General features: G+C 35.0%; 18 protein-coding genes. 8 read left to right on the forward strand and 10 right to left on the reverse strand.

Features of this window, described 5'->3' with window-relative positions; genetic code table 11:
• Nucleotide 1: 1 nt before the first annotated feature.
• From LY01_RS08470 to LY01_RS08480, 3 genes are all read right to left on the reverse strand, one after another.
• Entirely contained in the window at nt 2-814 is an 813-nt protein-coding gene (locus LY01_RS08470) for an outer membrane protein assembly factor BamD (protein ID WP_104515412.1), read from the reverse strand.
• A 78-nt stretch (nt 815-892) separates the two neighbouring features.
• Entirely contained in the window at nt 893-1,771 is an 879-nt protein-coding gene (gene dapA, locus LY01_RS08475; RefSeq protein ID WP_104515413.1) for a 4-hydroxy-tetrahydrodipicolinate synthase, read from the reverse strand.
• Between the two features lies 1 nt (nt 1,772).
• Nucleotides 1,773-2,285, reverse strand: coding sequence for a DUF6913 domain-containing protein (locus LY01_RS08480; protein ID WP_104515414.1), 513 nt, complete (start codon nt 2,283-2,285; stop codon nt 1,773-1,775).
• A 54-nt stretch (nt 2,286-2,339) separates the two neighbouring features.
• Between LY01_RS08480 and LY01_RS08485 the strand changes: the two genes are divergently transcribed.
• From LY01_RS08485 to LY01_RS08495, 3 genes are all read left to right on the forward strand, one after another.
• Nucleotides 2,340-3,137, forward strand: a complete 798-nt coding sequence (locus LY01_RS08485) for a 5'-nucleotidase C-terminal domain-containing protein (protein WP_104515415.1) — start codon at nt 2,340-2,342, stop codon at nt 3,135-3,137.
• A gap of 21 nt (nt 3,138-3,158) precedes the next feature.
• The gene (locus tag LY01_RS08490) at nt 3,159-4,085 is read left to right on the forward strand and encodes a bifunctional metallophosphatase/5'-nucleotidase (RefSeq protein ID WP_104515416.1); all 927 of its coding nucleotides are present in this window, start codon (nt 3,159-3,161) and stop codon (nt 4,083-4,085) included.
• Between the two features lie 225 nt (nt 4,086-4,310).
• The gene (locus LY01_RS08495; protein ID WP_104515417.1) at nt 4,311-5,594 is read left to right on the forward strand and encodes an ammonium transporter; all 1,284 of its coding nucleotides are present in this window, start codon (nt 4,311-4,313) and stop codon (nt 5,592-5,594) included.
• An 81-nt stretch (nt 5,595-5,675) separates the two neighbouring features.
• Here the strand turns inward: LY01_RS08495 and ligA are convergent, their stop codons facing one another.
• From ligA to LY01_RS08510, 3 genes are all read right to left on the reverse strand, one after another.
• Complete coding sequence (ligA, locus tag LY01_RS08500) at nt 5,676-7,733, reverse strand: NAD-dependent DNA ligase LigA (RefSeq protein ID WP_104515418.1); 2,058 nt, start codon at nt 7,731-7,733, stop codon at nt 5,676-5,678.
• A 104-nt stretch (nt 7,734-7,837) separates the two neighbouring features.
• The gene (prmC, locus tag LY01_RS08505; protein WP_104515419.1) at nt 7,838-8,689 is read right to left on the reverse strand and encodes a peptide chain release factor N(5)-glutamine methyltransferase; all 852 of its coding nucleotides are present in this window, start codon (nt 8,687-8,689) and stop codon (nt 7,838-7,840) included.
• Nucleotides 8,690-8,770: 81 nt separating this feature from the next.
• Nucleotides 8,771-9,247 carry a GNAT family N-acetyltransferase gene (locus tag LY01_RS08510; protein ID WP_104515420.1) on the reverse strand — a complete coding sequence of 159 codons (477 nt, stop codon included), beginning with the start codon at nt 9,245-9,247 and terminating at the stop codon, nt 8,771-8,773.
• Nucleotides 9,248-9,402: 155 nt separating this feature from the next.
• On the opposite strand from LY01_RS08510, the gene ribD reads away from it, so the two are divergent.
• The gene (gene ribD, locus LY01_RS08515; RefSeq protein WP_104515421.1) at nt 9,403-10,410 is read left to right on the forward strand and encodes a bifunctional diaminohydroxyphosphoribosylaminopyrimidine deaminase/5-amino-6-(5-phosphoribosylamino)uracil reductase RibD; all 1,008 of its coding nucleotides are present in this window, start codon (nt 9,403-9,405) and stop codon (nt 10,408-10,410) included.
• A complete protein-coding gene (locus LY01_RS08520; protein ID WP_104515422.1) occupies nt 10,407-11,273 on the forward strand; it encodes an EamA family transporter in 867 nt (288 codons plus the stop codon). The genes ribD and LY01_RS08520 overlap by 4 nt, the downstream gene beginning before the upstream one ends.
• A gap of 57 nt (nt 11,274-11,330) precedes the next feature.
• On the opposite strand, the gene LY01_RS08525 is transcribed toward LY01_RS08520, so the two are convergent.
• Nucleotides 11,331-11,891 carry a hypothetical protein gene (locus LY01_RS08525; RefSeq protein WP_104515423.1) on the reverse strand — a complete coding sequence of 187 codons (561 nt, stop codon included), beginning with the start codon at nt 11,889-11,891 and terminating at the stop codon, nt 11,331-11,333.
• A gap of 86 nt (nt 11,892-11,977) precedes the next feature.
• On the opposite strand from LY01_RS08525, the gene LY01_RS08530 reads away from it, so the two are divergent.
• On the forward strand, nt 11,978-12,583 hold the full coding sequence (locus LY01_RS08530) for an IMPACT family protein (RefSeq protein WP_104515424.1): 606 nt from the start codon (nt 11,978-11,980) through the stop codon (nt 12,581-12,583).
• A 90-nt stretch (nt 12,584-12,673) separates the two neighbouring features.
• Here LY01_RS08530 and LY01_RS08535 read toward each other — a convergent pair whose 3' ends face one another.
• Nucleotides 12,674-13,078, reverse strand: a complete 405-nt coding sequence (locus tag LY01_RS08535; RefSeq protein ID WP_104515425.1) for an acyl-CoA thioesterase — start codon at nt 13,076-13,078, stop codon at nt 12,674-12,676.
• A gap of 192 nt (nt 13,079-13,270) precedes the next feature.
• Between LY01_RS08535 and dnaA the strand changes: the two genes are divergently transcribed.
• Together dnaA and LY01_RS08545 are read left to right on the forward strand one after the other, a co-directional pair.
• On the forward strand, nt 13,271-14,698 hold the full coding sequence (dnaA, locus tag LY01_RS08540) for a chromosomal replication initiator protein DnaA (RefSeq protein ID WP_104515608.1): 1,428 nt from the start codon (nt 13,271-13,273) through the stop codon (nt 14,696-14,698).
• Nucleotides 14,699-14,706: 8 nt separating this feature from the next.
• Nucleotides 14,707-15,171: a low molecular weight protein-tyrosine-phosphatase gene (locus LY01_RS08545; protein WP_245890661.1), complete on the forward strand. Its 465-nt coding sequence runs from the start codon at nt 14,707-14,709 to the stop codon at nt 15,169-15,171.
• A 61-nt stretch (nt 15,172-15,232) separates the two neighbouring features.
• Here LY01_RS08545 and LY01_RS08550 read toward each other — a convergent pair whose 3' ends face one another.
• Complete coding sequence (locus LY01_RS08550; RefSeq protein ID WP_104515426.1) at nt 15,233-16,288, reverse strand: AMP-binding protein; 1,056 nt, start codon at nt 16,286-16,288, stop codon at nt 15,233-15,235.
• Between the two features lie 3 nt (nt 16,289-16,291).
• Entirely contained in the window at nt 16,292-17,260 is a 969-nt protein-coding gene (locus LY01_RS08555) for a CPBP family intramembrane glutamic endopeptidase (RefSeq protein WP_104515427.1), read from the reverse strand.
• Between the last annotated feature and the right edge of the window lies 1 nt (nt 17,261).

Consider the following 17,261-nt stretch of genomic DNA (forward strand, 5'->3'; position numbering starts at 1 on the left):
GTTATATTTTACTTGTATTCTTAGAATTATAATCCTCTATTTTAGCGTGTATATTGTCGGCATCTTCTTTATACTCACTATCAGGATAGCGTTTTGCAAAGGTATCATAATATTTCTTAGCAAGAGCTAGTCTTTCAGGAACTAAGTTAGAAAAACTATTCATAGCATATTCATATTGAGATTCTAGCAGATAATACTGAGCATCATCTTGATATTCTGAACCTGGATGATCTACTATAAAATTCTCAAACGCACTTATTGCTGAAATATAACCACCTCTAAAGTTACCAAAATGATGGTACTGTTTTGCCGTCTCGTATGCTTTTTTATCTAGCTTAGACCTTAATTCATCTACCAGTAGGTTAGTCTCGTCAGCAAACTGACCAGAAGGATAAAGGTTAATATATTCCTGCAGTTTAGCAAGCGCTATATTCGTATCATTTTGATCTTTTGAATATATAGGAGACATTTGATAATGACTCTTTGCAGCCATAAACAAAGCAAGTTCTGCATTAGGGTTTGCTGGGTGAGATTGTATAAAACGCTCATATTGATAAGCACTATTTACATAACTTTTATCTTCATAAAGAGCCTTAGCATATTTAATAGCCATAGGCGCAGCACTATCTGTACCACGATAAACCGGTATAATTTGCTCAAAAAGCATTAAACTTTTTCCATACTTCCCTTTTGCAAACAATGTATCTATCATAGCTACTTTGACAGCGTTATCTTCTGACTTAAGAGCTTTTTGATAAGAACTACAACTAGCAAGGGTTATGGCTACAATTAATACTACGACAAGGTTTTTCATACTTAACTTTAATGGGCTGCAAATGTAACTTTTTCTATGGAAAAAGAAAGCCCGTTCACACTGCTTAACGTAATGATTTTAATTCTCGTATTGGTCTAAAAAAGATTTTAATCTTGAACTTAGGTCTTCATCTACTTTAACTAACGGTAATCTTACACTGTCGTCACATAAACCTAGATGACGCAATAATGCTTTTATCCCACAAGGATTACCTTGTTCAAAAATCATATCTATGCTCGCCGCTATTTTATAATGCAACTCATAAGATTCTCCTACATCTCCATTTAAAGAATAACGTATCATGTCAGAAAAATCTTGTGCCATAGCCTGACCTATTACAGATATAACACCTGCTCCACCTGCTAGTGTCATTGCGTTTGCAATCATATCATCTCCAGATATCACAAGAAAATCTTTGGGAGTATATTGAATCATATTCATAGCTTGTACCAGATCTCCTGCAGCCTCTTTTATAGCAACTACGTTGTCAAATTGAGACAATCTAACTACTGTTTCTACTGCCATATTAGAACCTGTTCTTCCTGGAACATTATACAAAATCACCGGTAAAGGACTAGCCTCAGATACAGCTTTAAAATGTTGGAAAATTCCTTCTTGAGTAGGTTTATTATATGCCGGCGACACAGATAACACTGCTACAAAACCTTCTAAATTTGCCGTTTTTAACTCATTAACTACCACAGCAGTATCATTGCCACCTACTCCTATAACTAGGGGTAAACGACCATCATTTGCCTTTTTAATAGTTTTAATTACTTCTTGCTTCTCTTCTTTAGAAAGCGTCACACTTTCTCCTGTAGTACCTAGCACTACTAAATAATCTACACCATTATCTACTTGATGGTTAACAATACGAGACAACGCCTCGTGATCTATCGCTCCTTGAGCGTTAAAAGGCGTTACAAGCGCAACACCGGTACCTATTAAATCTTGCATGTCAATTATTAAGAATTTTTAAATATTTCGCAATTTCGGAGATAAATAGCTCTTGATTAGTTAATGGAACGTTAACTGCAAGATCATAAGAACACTCTTCATGAGAAGGATAACCTACTTTAAAACCACTATTTAACTTTAAAGACACATACCTGGTCATTATACTAGGAGTTTCAAAATAGTTGATTTGTAAATCATAAGACGCACTCAAGATCTTTTTAAAATCTACTGATGAGATACCTCCACTCCATTTAACAAGGTTTTTATCAAACAAAACAGCTCCTTCTACACTATCATTCTTTGCGTCCTTAGCAAAACCTAGAAGTGTTAAATTTTCTATAGGAATATGTAAAGTTTGAGCCCACTTTTTAAAAAGCTTTATATCAGACACTTGATTCACATCAAAAACTATTACTAGCGTTTTAGGCCAGTGTTGCCTGCGCTCCCTCAAACTATTTTCTAATTTACGGAACTCTTTACGTAACCATCGCTTTTTTAAAACGTCAAAAATCATGTACTTTTACTACTTATTCTACTTCACAAAAGTAGCACAATAGCACGAAGCTTTATGAAAAAAAATAAGTTAGTAAACAGTAAGGTACTATTTAATTATTCCGCTTTCGCGAAAGCGGTATTATTATCCACCATCTTTCTAGTTTCCTGCAGTCAGAAAGGATACCAACTTAACAAAGTCTCAGGAAATCAAACAGCCGTAGACTCAAATTTAAAAAGCACTGAAGAAATCGAGGCTTTTATTGCCCCTTTCAAAAAGTCTCTAGACGGACAAATGAACGAGCAGATAAGCTACAACACTACTTCAATGCATAAGAATGACTATAAACTGAATACTCCTATAGGGAATATGATGGCAGCTATAGTCAGAACACAAGGAGAACCTGTATATAATTCTAGAACCGGCAAAAACATAGATATAGTATTACTTAATCATGGCGGTATACGTGCAGGGTTAAACGCAGGACCAGTTACCATGCGCAATGCTTATGAAATCATGCCATTTGATAACGAAATAGTTGTTGCAGAATTAAGCGGTAAACAGGTCAATGAAATGATTAATTACCTAATAGAACGTAAAAGCGCACATCCTATAGACGGTTTGCAAATTTTACTAAATACAGACGACTCCATCCATACCGTACTTATTAATAAAAAACCTCTAGACATTAATAAAATATACACCGTTGCTACTAACGATTATCTATATAGCGGTGGTGATAACATGAGTTTCTTTAAAGGAGCACCTATTACTAAAATAGATTATAAAATAAGAAATGCCGTTATTGATTATTTTAAAAAGGTAGACACGTTAAAATTTGAGAGAGATAACAGGTTTGACATCTTAAAGTAATTTTACCCCAAAGCAAATAAAATGGAAAGAAGGAAATTTATACGCAATACAAGCGCAGGAATTGTAGCAGGAACAGCTTTATGGTCTAATTATGCTCTTGCAAATGGCATTATTACAGGTCCAGAACTAGAAATAGGCACTAAAAAAATAACCATACTACATACTAACGACACTCACTCTCATATAGAACCTATCTCTGGCGGCCGTAACGATGGCCGTGGCGGCGTAGCCCGTAGAGCAGCTTTGATTAATACAGTAAGAGAAGAAAACCCCAATACACTACTTCTAGACTGCGGTGATATATTTCAAGGCACTCCATATTTCAATTTCTATGGTGGTGAGCTTGAGATTAAATTGATGTCTATGATGGGATATGATGCCGCTACCATAGGTAACCACGATTTTGACAACAGTATAGACGGACTATACAAACAACTGCCTAACGCTTCTTTTGACTTTGTGATTTCTAACTATGATTTTTCTAACACCATAATGGACGGTCATATTAAATCGAGAAAGGTAATTGTAAAAGATGGCGTGCGTATAGGGTTATTCGGTGTGGGAATACAATTACAAGGTCTAGTAGATCCTAAAATGTATAAGGAAACGATCTATAACGACCCTATAGAAATCGCAAAAGATCAGGCCAGGTTATTAAGAGAAGAAGATAACTGTGATTTAGTAATTTGCATGTCGCATTTAGGTTACTCTTATCGCGGTGATAAAGTATCTGACCTTGCTCTTGCTGCAGCTACATCTGGTATAGATTTAATTATAGGTGGTCATACACACACATTTTTAGACGCACCTGAAATTGTAAAAAATGCAATAGGAAAAGAAGTAATGGTAAATCAAGTCGGATGTTACGGTATCAACTTAGGACGTATTGATTTCTATTTAACAGAAGGAAAAATAGATAAAGGTGTAGATGTGGTTTATGAGGTATAACGATACCTTTTTTTATCAATACCAAATCAGAAAACCAGAACACAATTAGCCCTAAATAACCTAAAATAAGATATTCACAATTCTACCCCTATAAAATTATCATATCATCACCTAAAAACGCACCTAAACAACCCTTTACCCTACTTTAAATAGGGTTGTCAGCAATAAAACTGAATATTTAAGACTGATGTTCTATATTTGAAAAAATAATCAACCGATTTCAAAATGGGCAGAAAAGTCAATTTCATTATTCTTGCAGTATTAGTATTAATCAGTTTATTCTTCAGTAGTCCTTATACTGAAAACGGAGACATGAGCGCTATAGATAGCGGTGATACTGCGTGGATGTTAATCGCATCTGCATTTGTCCTATTAATGACACCAGGTCTAGCCTTTTTCTACGGTGGTATGGTGAATAAAAAATCGATGATCTCAACAATGTTGCAAAGTTTTGTAGCATTAGGTGTAGTGAGTATTCTATGGGTACTTGTAGGTTTCTCACTTGCTTTTGGAGAAAGCTGGCACGGAATCATAGGAAACCCTATGACTTTTTTCAACTTCAGAAACGTAGGGCTTGCGCCTAACCCAGACTTTGCGGGCACGGTTCCGTTTTTAGTATTTGCTTTGTTCCAACTCAAATTTGCTATCATAACACCAGCACTTATTACTGGTAGCTTTGCAGAGCGTGTGCGTTTTAGAAGCTACATATTATTCATGGTTCTATTCACCCTTTTCATATACACACCACTAGCTCATATGACATGGCATCCAGACGGTTTACTACGCAACTTAGGCGTTTTAGATTTTGCAGGTGGTACTGTTGTTCACATGAGCGCAGGATTTGCTGCCCTAGCAGGTGCTGTTTATTTAGGTAAACGTAAAAAAATAACACATGACCCTGCAAACGTTCCTTATATTATTTTAGGAACTGGCTTGCTATGGTTTGGTTGGTTTGGCTTTAATGCAGGTAGTGCGCTAGCTGCAAATGCAGATGCCGTTATCGCGTTTGCAAACACTAATATCGCCAGCGCAACAGCCATGATTACATGGATGTTTTACGAGAGATTCAGTAACCGTAAGATGAGCGCCTTAGGAGCCTGTATTGGTGCCATAGTTGGACTAGTCGCTATCACTCCTGCTGCAGGATTTGTAACTATATCCCAAAGTATTTTCATAGGTTTCTTTGCAGCTATAACTAGTAATCTAGCTATTTCATGGTTTTCAAAAACAGGAATAGATGACACACTAGATGTTTTTCCTAGTCACGGTGTTGGAGGAATAGTAGGGATGATTCTTACCGCAGTATTTGCAAAAGAAGTAGGACTTACAAGCGGCGAAACAGACACTTTTATGTGGCACATCATTGCTTTAATAGGAGTTTCTATATTTACCTTTTTCGGCAGCCTTGCACTTTATAAAATTGTGGATCTATTAATTCCTATAAGAGTAAGAGACGATCAAGAAGAGCGTGGTCTGGACGCAAGTCAGCATGGAGAAGAAGTAAGTTAATTGATTATAAAAATATTTTAATTCCGCTTTCGCGAAAGCGGAATTAAAACAAAAAGATTTCTTTAAATCATTAAATAGAGACTATTTCACCATATCAAGAAATTCTTGTTCACTTATCATAGTGATCTCTAATTTCTCTGCTTTCTCGAGCTTAGAAGGTCCCATTTTATCACCACGTATAAGATAATCTGTTTTACTAGATATAGAACTAGAGTTTTTACCTCCATTATCTTCTACCAACTTTTTAAGATCATTTCTAGACATTTCAAATACTCCAGAAATAACAAAGCTTTTACCAGTTAATTTCTCTGTTTGCCCTTCTAGCTGCTCTTCACTTAATGCTAGCTGTAATCCAGCTGTCTTTAATCGATCAATAAGTGCAATATGATAATCGTCCTGTATAAACTCTACGAGAGATCTAGCTATGCTCTCTCCTATTTCTGGTACTGCAGTCAGTTCTTCTATTTTCTTATCTGCCGCACTAGTAACATCTGCAAAAAGGTCTAAACCATTCTTTTCTGGCTCTGCAGGCATTTTTAAAAGTGCGTCTATATTTTTATACTGTTTAGCTAGTTTTTTAGCAACCGTTTCCCCAACATACCTTATTCCCAAACCGAATAACAATCTCTCAAACGGAACCTGTTTACTTGCAGCTATCCCATTAATCATATTCTCGGCACTTTTTTGAGCCATACGATCTAATGGCAAAACCTGCTCTACAGTTAGATCGTACAAATCTGCATAGTTATGGATCATTCCAGCCTCTACTAATTGATCTACCGTTTCAGAACCTATCCCATCTATATCCATCGCTTTACGAGATATAAAATGCTGTATACGTCCTTTTACCTGCGGTGGGCACGCCATCTCATTAGGGCAGTAATGCTTTGCATCTCCTTCACTGCGCACTAACTCTGTATGGCATTCTGGGCAGTGTGTCGCATAAACTGTAGGAACAGAATTCTCTGGTCGTTTTGATAAATCTACAGCGACTATTTTAGGTATGATCTCACCACCTTTTTCTACATACACCTCGTCACCTACTCTTATATCCAGTTTTTCAATCTGGTCTGCATTGTGTAAACTAGCACGACGTACTGTAGTTCCAGAAATCTCAACAGCTTCTAGATTTGCGACAGGTGTTATTGAACCTGTACGACCTACCTGATAAGTAATCTCTTCTAACTTCGTAGAAACTTGCTCTGCAGCAAATTTATATGCCATGGCCCATTTAGGTGCTTTGGCGGTAAAACCTAATTCATCTTGTTGGTCTAATGAATTGACTTTAATCACCACACCATCTGTTTCATAAGGCAATTCTTTTCTTGCCACATCCCAATGATTGATAAATTCAAAAACCTCTTCTATAGAATCAACTAATTTACTTTCTTTAGGAGCCTTAAAACCCCATTTTCTAGCATATTCTAAAGAGTCGAATTGTGTCTTTACTGGTAAATTACTTCCTGCAAGTGAGTATAATAAACAGTCGAGCGGTCTTTTTGCAACCTCTGCACTATCCTGTAATTTTAAACTACCACTCGCCGTGTTGCGAGGATTGCGATATAAATCTAAACCTTGTGCTTCACGTTCTTCATTCATCTTATGAAATCCTTCCCATGGCAATACAATCTCTCCTCGTATTTCAAATTTCTTAGGAATATCATCTCCCTTTAATTGTAATGGCACAGATTTAATAGTACGCACGTTTGCCGTTACTTCATCACCTTGATTTCCATCACCACGAGTTACCGCTTGTATAAATTTGCCATTTTCATAATGCAAACTAATGCTCGCGCCATCATACTTTAGCTCACAAGTATATTGAATATCACCATCAACAATCTTCTTAATACGCGTTTCCCAATCACGCAAATCATCAATGGAATATGAATTATCCAGCGAGTACATACGGTTGATATGCTTTACGGTATGAAAGTTTTTTGTTACCTCTCCACCTACACGTACTGATGGACTCGTTGCATCATAAAACTCAGGATGTGCAGCTTCTAGCGTTTTTAATTGCTCCAATTTTTTATCAAATTCAAAATCTGATATCGTAGGATTATCGTTTACGTAGTAATTAAAATTATGTTCACGCAATTCATCGCGCAAGGATTGTATTTGTTCTTTTGGACTCATAGAAAACGTGCTATCTATTGCTCTAATTATAAGATTGTAAAATACAAAAAGGGCTGCTTATTTATTAATTCTTTACGGTTTGATATCAACAATTTATTTAATTCTTAAAGCTCATTTTTATGAGCCTTCATCATTCTATAATTACCGTTTAAATCTTTATAAATTTGAGATTCAAAACCTAATTCTGTTGCTAGATTTTTCATCTCTTCTGGTAGGTATTGATTAATTTCAAAATAAAGGACACCATCTTTTTTCAAGGCTTTTTGAGCCAATTCCAATATTTTACGGTAAAAGATCAAAGCATCATGATCTTCTACAAACAAAGCCAGATGCGGCTCGTTTTCTAGGACATTATCATGAATTTCTTGCTTTTCTAAATTCCTAACATACGGTGGATTACTAACTATAACATCATACTGTTCTGGTAATTCTTCTAAAGTTAGTACATCTTCTAGAATAGTTTTTACAGGTGTCTTAAGTCGAGCAGCATTTGCTTGTGCTGTTTCTAGTGCCTCACTAGAAACATCCATCAACGTCACACTACAACTAGACATAGCAGCCTTAAGAGACAAACCTACACAACCGGTTCCTGTACCTATATCAATCATGTTGAGATAGGTATCTTTTTTATGATTCTCGATAATCATATGTACCAGCTCTTCCGTTTCCTGACGCGGTATTAAAGTAGCCGAATTCACCATAAACTCATGCCCGTAAAAATGAGCTTTACCAGTTATGTACTGTACCGGCTTTGACGTATTCAATTCTTTCAAAGCATTTTGAAGCACCTCTTTTTGAATGTGACTCACCTCTTCTCTATCATTAATTAAAAAGTCCGATCGAGACCAATTCAATAAATCTTCACAGACTATCTGTAAAATACTGTGAATTTCATTTTCTGGATATAATGGAGCGAGCTGCTCTTGATAAAGAAGCTTGAATTGATTTAAAGTCATTTTTTTTCAATTGAAATTGAATTCAAAAACTGAACTCAAAATGTAAATTTATAAGGATTAACTGTAAATAATTTAAATCAACTAAAACCTCTTCAACATTTGCACTGGACATGAAAAATGCCCTGTATCACCTAGTGGCGCTTTTAATAACTCAAAACCTACATGCTTATATAAACCTTGTGCCTTATACATATTATCCATAGTCTCTAGATAAATACTTTCAAATTTCAAGCTAGCTGCATACTCTAGACAGGTCATCATCATTTTTTTACCATAGCCTTTTCCACGAGCTTCTGATTTAAAATACATTTTTTGCAACTCACACACATTCCCTTTGTAGTTATCTAAAGGAGCAACACCAGCGCCACCCAACACAACACCAGCTACCTCTAACACATAATATGCACTACGCGGTTGTTGGTACTGCTTATACATAGCTTGTGTAGCGGCATCACTGTAGGCAGTCCCTACTTTAGGCGCCCCATGTTCAAGGATGGATTCTTGAATTATATCTTTTATAGCCTGATTATCTTCAGGTAAAATTTTGCGAATTTTCATAATGCGAATTTAAAGTTCCCTTTCCAAATAATATCTAGAGTTAGCAATATATTAGATTCTCTTCATTCACTCTTCATCCCACCGCTCGTTAAATTATTTTCTAATTTTAAAAGGATTTCTCTTTTTGATTTTAATTCAGCCTTACTTTTGTATCAATGACTGTAGATGAGAAATACATGCAACGCTGCATACAACTAGCACAAAATGGATTAGGTACCACATATCCTAATCCGCTAGTGGGAAGTGTAATCGTTTCTGAAAACGACGAGATTCTTGGAGAAGGATGGCATAAAAAATCTGGTGAACCACACGCTGAAGTTAACGCAGTGCTAGATGCTGAGAAAAATGGTTATGGTAAAGACGCTTTCGTGAAAGCGGTATTATACGTAAACCTAGAGCCTTGTTCTCACACCGGAAAAACTCCACCTTGCGCATCTATGATCGTAAAAAAAGGCTTTAAAAAAGTAGTCATAGGCTCTCTAGACCCACATGAAAAAGTAGCCGGCAAAGGTGTTGCTATATTAAAAGAAGTAGGCATAGACGTCACAGTGGGCGTCCTAGAAAAAGAATGCAATTTTCTTAACAAACGCTTTTTTACTTTTCATAGAAAAAAACGCCCTTATATTATTTTAAAATGGGCCGAAACTGCCGATGGTTTTATAGCGCCCGCAGAAAAAGACGAACAAAAACCAGTATGGATTACTAACTCCTATTCTAGACAATTATCTCACCGATTAAGAGCTGAAGAAAATGCAATCCTTATAGGAGCACAAACCGTGATAGATGATAATCCATCATTAACTTGCAGGGACTGGCATGGAATAAACCCTACACGCATCGTTTTAGATTCTAGAAATACTCTAAATAAAAACTACGTTGTGTTCGATAATCAAGCACCTACTATTACTATAGACTCTAACAATCCTGAAAACATAATTAAAGAACTCTATAACAACCAGATACAATCGGTTATTATAGAAGGTGGCTCCCGTACTATTCAACAATTTATCGATGCTAATTTATGGGATGAAGCGATGCAATTTATGGGAACCGAAATTTTATTTTATAACGGACTGCCAGCGCCAAAAATAAATGGCTACCACACAATTCTAGATAGAGTAACTATAAAGCAAGATGTTTTAAAAACATATCTTAACGCATGATCTGGTTATTCCTGAGTGTTATCACATCTAGTTTACTTTATGTAATTTTCAAATATTTTGAAATTTTTAAAGTAAACACCTTACACGCTATCATCATTAATTACATTATCGCGTGCATCACAGGTTTAATATCCTATGGACAAGTACCTAATATGGAAAACATCTTACAGGCAAACTGGCTGTATTATTCGTTTTTTATAGGCGCACTTTTTATCTTTATCTTTAATATCATGGCACTTACCAGCCAGAAAAACGGTCTAACGGTAGCCGCTGTATCTGGGAAAATGTCACTTGTTATTCCTGTTGTCGCAGGAATATGGTTATATCAAGAATCTATAGGATGGATGAAAATAGCAGGCATATTACTCGCTCTTGTTTCTGTATACCTTACTTCGGTTAAAAGTAAGGATGGACTTCAACTGGATAAAAGAACGCTTATTCTTCCTGTTATTTTATTTTTAGGAAGCGGTATCATAGACACCACTCTTAAATATGCCGAAATAAACTATGTCCCTATAGGAGAAGAATCCCTATTCAGCGCCATGTGTTTTGCTACCGCTTTTATAATAGGTATCATCATTCTTTTGTACGAGGCGACACAAAAGCGTTTTATCAATTTAAGGTCTATAATTGCTGGTATCGCGCTAGGTATTCCTAATTATTTTTCAATTTACTTTATAATCAAATCTTTAAAAAACGGCATGGAAAGCAGTGTGGTTTACCCTATTAATAATGTGGCTACCGTTCTTTTCGCTTCTATTCTAGGCATTCTTATATTTAAAGAAAAACTTATCCCTAAGAATTACATAGGTATTATAGTGGCTATAGTTGCTATTCTTATGATCGCTTTCGCGAAAGCGTAACACAAAAAAAAAGCCTCTCTATTAAGAAAGGCTTTGATTAATTTATAGGAATGCGTTTTATCTAGTAAAAGAAGCAAAACCTTCTATTTCTGTGCGCTGGCTAACACCACTTATTACCTGTGTCACATCTGAAGCCAAAGTAATTTCTAAATCTGTAGCAGTTAATTCTACGATGGTATAAACCGCATTTGCATCAAAAACGGTTCCAGCTCCATTAGCTGCAAAGGTGATATTTGAACCATTAATGGTATAGGTACCAGACTCAGCTAGAGTACTAGTGCTTTGTCCCTGAGAAGCTCCTGCAAGAAAAGTCTCTATAGTTAAATCACCATCAACCGTATAAGTTCCATCTGTATTAAAAACTAAAACTGCATCAGAACTCACGAACTCAATATCTACAGTAAGCGATATCGTATTACCCATCACAACAGATGTCGTTGTCGATTCTGTTTCTGTGTCTGCATAATCCCAAGAGCCTACTATCAAAGTAGTATCTACACTACCAGAGCCACTACCGCTACCTCCTGTAGCACCAGAATTTAAACTAGGGTCTAAAGGTTCGGTCTCACAACTAATTATTGCGGCTGATAAAAATAATAAGGCTAAGATCTTTTTCATTGGTTAAGTTTAATAGTTATTTTGCTAAAATATTCTAACTAATCGCTTTCACAAGTTCTTAAGATTGCTTTAACATAATTTTATAATTGGCAGATTCCTACAAAACAATAACAAAACCTACCACAGAGATCTTATATAAGGACAGAGGTAGTAAATTTTACGGCTATGCTTTTCCTATTACTAGTGATGAAGAGGTGAATGATTTAATAGCTCCATTGCGTAATAGACATCCTAAAGCTGGACACCATTGCTATGCATGGAAACTGGGCGCAGACGATAATAACTATAGAGCAAATGATGATGGAGAACCCAGCCACAGTGCAGGTGACCCAATATTAGGGCAAATTAATTCTTATGAATTGAGTGATGTTCTAGTTGTAGTTTCTAGAATATTTGGAGGTACTAAACTAGGTGTAGGTGGCTTAATAAGCGCTTATCGTGAGGCTGCAAAAATAAGTTTAGAAACCGCTCAAATAAAAGTACGCACCATCACCGCATCTATTGAGATAAAATTTGAATACCCACAAATGAGTCAGGTAATGAGATTTATAGATGAAAATAATTTTAAAATAGGAAAACAAGAATTAACTGCTAGCTGTGTTATCAACATTGATGTTCCAGCATCACGACAAGAAGCCGTCACCGCTCAAATCAATAAAATGTACCCTATAAAAGCAAAAACCATAGAATAAATGATTGTATGATTATCATCATTGATTTTATAAAACAAAAAGGAAAATACAGCGTTATTAACTAACAGAAATTGTTAAGAACCTACATAATTAGAATAATTGCTCACAAGCTTTAAGGAATTCTGGAATAGGTTTTCTAGGCCTAAAGGTTTTTGCATCGGTAAATACTAATGTTAGATCACATATTGCACAGAGAACACCACTGTTGTTAACTATTTCATACTCAAAAACAACCCTTGTGGTAGGCAGTGATTTCAGTCTGATTTTGACAGAAATTTCCTCCCCAAATTTGATCGGATTTTTGTACTTAATATCGATATTATATACAGGTAACAACACACCATTTTTTTCCATTTTAACATAGGAAAAACCTAATTGATTCAACCACTCTAACCTTGCTTGTTCTAAGTAAATCAAATAGTTAGCATGATGAATAATTCCCATTTGATCAGTTTCTGAATATCTAGGCTTTATGTTAATTGTGATAGTATCCATAATAATTTATAGTTATTAATTAGGTTTTAAAAAAAGAAATATCCTTGCGACTTTTTTTTCAGAAATCAAACCTGAAATAAATTTTTTTTAAGGTTTTTTATACACATATTTGTCATCGATTTTAACAACCGGATTTCTTTGTGATTTTTAGTTCTTAATCGACCCAACTCTAACTTGAAAAAAGTAATATATATGACACTGACTGCAGAATCGGTATGGGACAATTGTCTAGCTTTTATAAAGGATAATATTGCACCCCAAGCTTACAAAACTTGGTTTGCACCTATTAAGCCGGTAAAGCTAACAGATACTGCCTTAAGTATTCAAGTACCTAGTCGTTTTTTTTATGAATGGCTAGAAGAACATTATATAAAATTATTAAAAACTGCCTTAACACGTGAACTAGGCGAGGGAGCAAAATTGATCTATGCGATCAAGATGGAGAACCCTACAAAAGGTATGGAAGCCTTTACTGAAAAAATACCTAGTAGTAACCGCTCTATTAATAACTCGCAGTCTGTAGATGCGCCAGTTAGAAGTAAAAGTCCAGAGCTTAAGAATCCATTTATTATTCCTGGAATAAGAAATGTAAAGATCGAGTCTCAACTTAATCCTTCTTATAACTTTGAAACTTTCTTAGAAGGTGATTCTAACAGACTAGCACGTAGTGCTGGTATGGCTGTTTCTAACAAACCTGGTGGAACTAGTTTTAATCCTCTATTAATATTCGGTGGTGTAGGTTTAGGAAAAACACATCTTGCACATGCGATAGGTGTAGGTATCAAAGAAAACTACCCTGACAAAACAGTTCTCTATATAAGTGCTGAAAAATTCACACAACAATATATTGAATCTGTACGTAAGAATAATAGAAATGATTTTATTCACTTCTATCAAATTGTAGACGTTCTTATTGTTGATGACATTCAGTTCTTTGCAGGTAAAGCGAGTACACAAGATGTATTCTTCCACATATTTAATCACTTGCACCAAAATGGTAAACAAGTGATTCTTACAAGTGATAAGAAACCTGTAGACATGCAGGATATTGAACAACGCTTACTTTCTCGTTTTAAATGGGGACTTAGTGCAGAGTTGAATCATCCTGACTATGAAACTCGTGTTTCTATAATCAAGAACAAACTATATCGTGATGGTGTAGAAATGGATGATGATGTAATTCATTATCTAGCAGACAACATTAAGACCAACATTAGAGAATTAGAAGGAGCTATTATTTCGTTAATCGCACACTCTTCTTTTAACCGCAAAGACATTACTATAGATCTTGCTCGCAAGATTGTAGAGAACTATGTAAAGAACACAAAACGTGAGATTTCTATAGATCAAATACAACAAGTAGTAAGTGACTATTTCTCAATGGATGTAGAAACACTACAGTCAAAGACACGTAAACGTCATATCGTACAAGCGAGACAACTAGCTATGTATTTTTCTAAGAAACTTACTAAGGCATCTCTAGCAAGTATAGGTACTCAAATAGGTAAGCGTGATCATGCTACTGTTTTACATGCTTGTAAGACTGTTGATAATCTTGCTTCTACCGATAAGCAATTCAGTAAATATGTTGAAGATTTACATAAAAAACTTTCTAACTAGAAGCTATTATGACTAACATATTAATGATATGTTTAGGTAATATTTGTAGATCTCCTCTTGCTGAAGGCTTGATGAGATCTAAATTAAATTTTACAAAATTTAAGGTAGATAGCGCTGGTACTAGCGGTGGTCATAAAGGGCAAGCGCCTGATAAAAGATCCATTGCTATAGCAAAGAAAAACGGACTGGATATAACAAATCAAAAAAGTCGCAAACTCTTAAAAGAGGACTTTCAGAAATTTGATTATATCTATGTAATGGATCAGTCTAATTATGATGATGTAACCTCACTTGCTTCTACAGAAGAAGAAAAGAAAAAGGTTATCAAAATATTAGACGAAGCTTTTCCAGATGAAAATCTAGATGTACCAGACCCTTATTATGGCGGCACACAAGGTTTTGAAAGCGTATATCGTATGCTCGATAGAGCTACAGATGTTATTGCTAAAAGAATAGACAATACAAGAGAATAAAAAAAAGCCTTTAATACAACCAGTATTAAAGGCTTTTTACTTTTAAGGCTCCTATGAGTCTTTATCTATTATCTGAAAATAGTTTTTCTAAAACTACTCTCTTATCTATTTTACCAGTGTGTGTTAAAGCAAACTCTTTTAGAAAGTAAATTTCCTTAGGCACTTCAAATTTATCTAGCTTTTTAAAAGCTGGTTTTAGATCTCTTTTTTCGCCTTGAATTACAAGAATAACTTTTTGACCTAATTCTTCATCTTCCCTAGCAGATAAAAAGAAAGGTTCTAGAATATGTATTGACAACTTCTGTTCTACTTGTACTGGATGTACTTTTACAGATCCTGTATTAATAACATCATCTACCCTACCCAGTATTTTAAATTCCTTTTCGTTTATTAAATCTACTAGATCGTTTGTAACTAAAGATGTTCTCGCCAGTTCTGGAGCATGAATAACTAGCTTACCTTCATGATCTTTCTCAATAGTTACATTTTCTACAACAGAGTAATTCTCTTCATAAATAGGATACAATTGTCTAACTGCTATATGAGAAGCTGTTTCTGTCATTCCATAGGTATGAAATGCTTGCGTGTGCTTTCCATTTAATCTCTGTATTAAACCTTGAGAGACAGCACCACCACCTATAATTACTTTACGCACTTTATGAATATCGTCGAGAGATTTAGAAACTTGCAACGGTGACATGGCCGTAAAATCATATCGCTTTTCTACTTTCTTTAAAGGCGTAGTACTAGGTTGTACTAGATCTATGTGCCAGCCTAAAGTCATGGCACGCACAAGCATCATTTTACCAGCTATATAACTTAAAGGCAAACAACATAGCACATCTTTTTCTATTCCTATATCAAAGCGTTTACCTGTCATAACAGCACTGTTAATCATATGCTGTTTTTTTAGTTTATACTCTTTGGGAATACCAGTAGAACCACTAGTTTTAACCGTAACTACATCAAAGTCATCTAACCAGCTCAGTAAAAAATCACCTACTTGCTTTTCCCATTCTTCTCCTTCTTTAACATAACTGTAAGCTACAGTCATGATTCCTTCATAATTTAAAGAATGCCCATTTAATTTAAAACTGGGATGTATCTTGGGTATCATAGATTAATAGTTCTGAAATTGATCTACTTCAATCCTATTTTCTTCTAAAGCAAAAAATTCTTCTTTACTCATTACTCTGCCAAATAATTTTTCTTTCCAATCTTTCCATTTATAGATTTTACCTAAAATTATTAAAAGGATAGGATATCCTATAAAAATGGGTAATGTATCCATAATTCCAAATTCAGGAACTACAGATGTGTCTAAATAAACAGAGTCTGTCTGTATTGCTGTCCATGTTGAAGTCATTAGTAGAGCTGCTAAAATATTATTTGCAGCATGAAAACCTAATGCTAATTCTAATCCTTCATCAAGTAATGTCATAGCACCTAGAACAAGTCCTGTACCTATGTAAAAAATCATAATAATCGGACCTAACTTTTCAACCTCTGGATTTGCAGCATGCATTACACCAAATAATATTGAAGTAACAATCCATGAAACAGCTCTACTTTTAGTAACTATACCAAGACCTTGTAATAATTGCCCTCTAAAAAGATATTCTTCAAAACTGGTTTGAAAAGGAAACATCAATAGAGAAATTATTAATAATGGTAAAAACTTAGTCCAGTTAAATTGTAATTCAAAATTATCTGGTGCAACATATACAGCCAATAGAATTGTTATAGTAGAGTAAGTTCCCCAAAGAAAAAACATAGTAAAAATCCTTTTCCAGTCTATTTTTTTACGAGAAGTGGTAAAATTAGTAAGTGACTGTTGGTGAACAAATTTCACCCAAAAAAATATTACTAATAAACCTACTACAAAAACTAATAAGTTTATAACTAGAAAAATATTTTTCCCCATCATATCTATAAAACGACTCATCATCAACTCAACAGACTCTCCACTTTCTTCTACCATTATTTTTGTTGAGATGTAATTAAAAATCATAAGTAAAATAAACAATCCTGGAATTACAAAATAATTCCAAGCACCCAATTTACCTTTATAACCCTGTTCGATATACATA

Source organism: Nonlabens xylanidelens (genome assembly GCF_002934445.1).
GTDB classification, from domain to species: Bacteria; Bacteroidota; Bacteroidia; order Flavobacteriales; family Flavobacteriaceae; genus Nonlabens; species Nonlabens xylanidelens.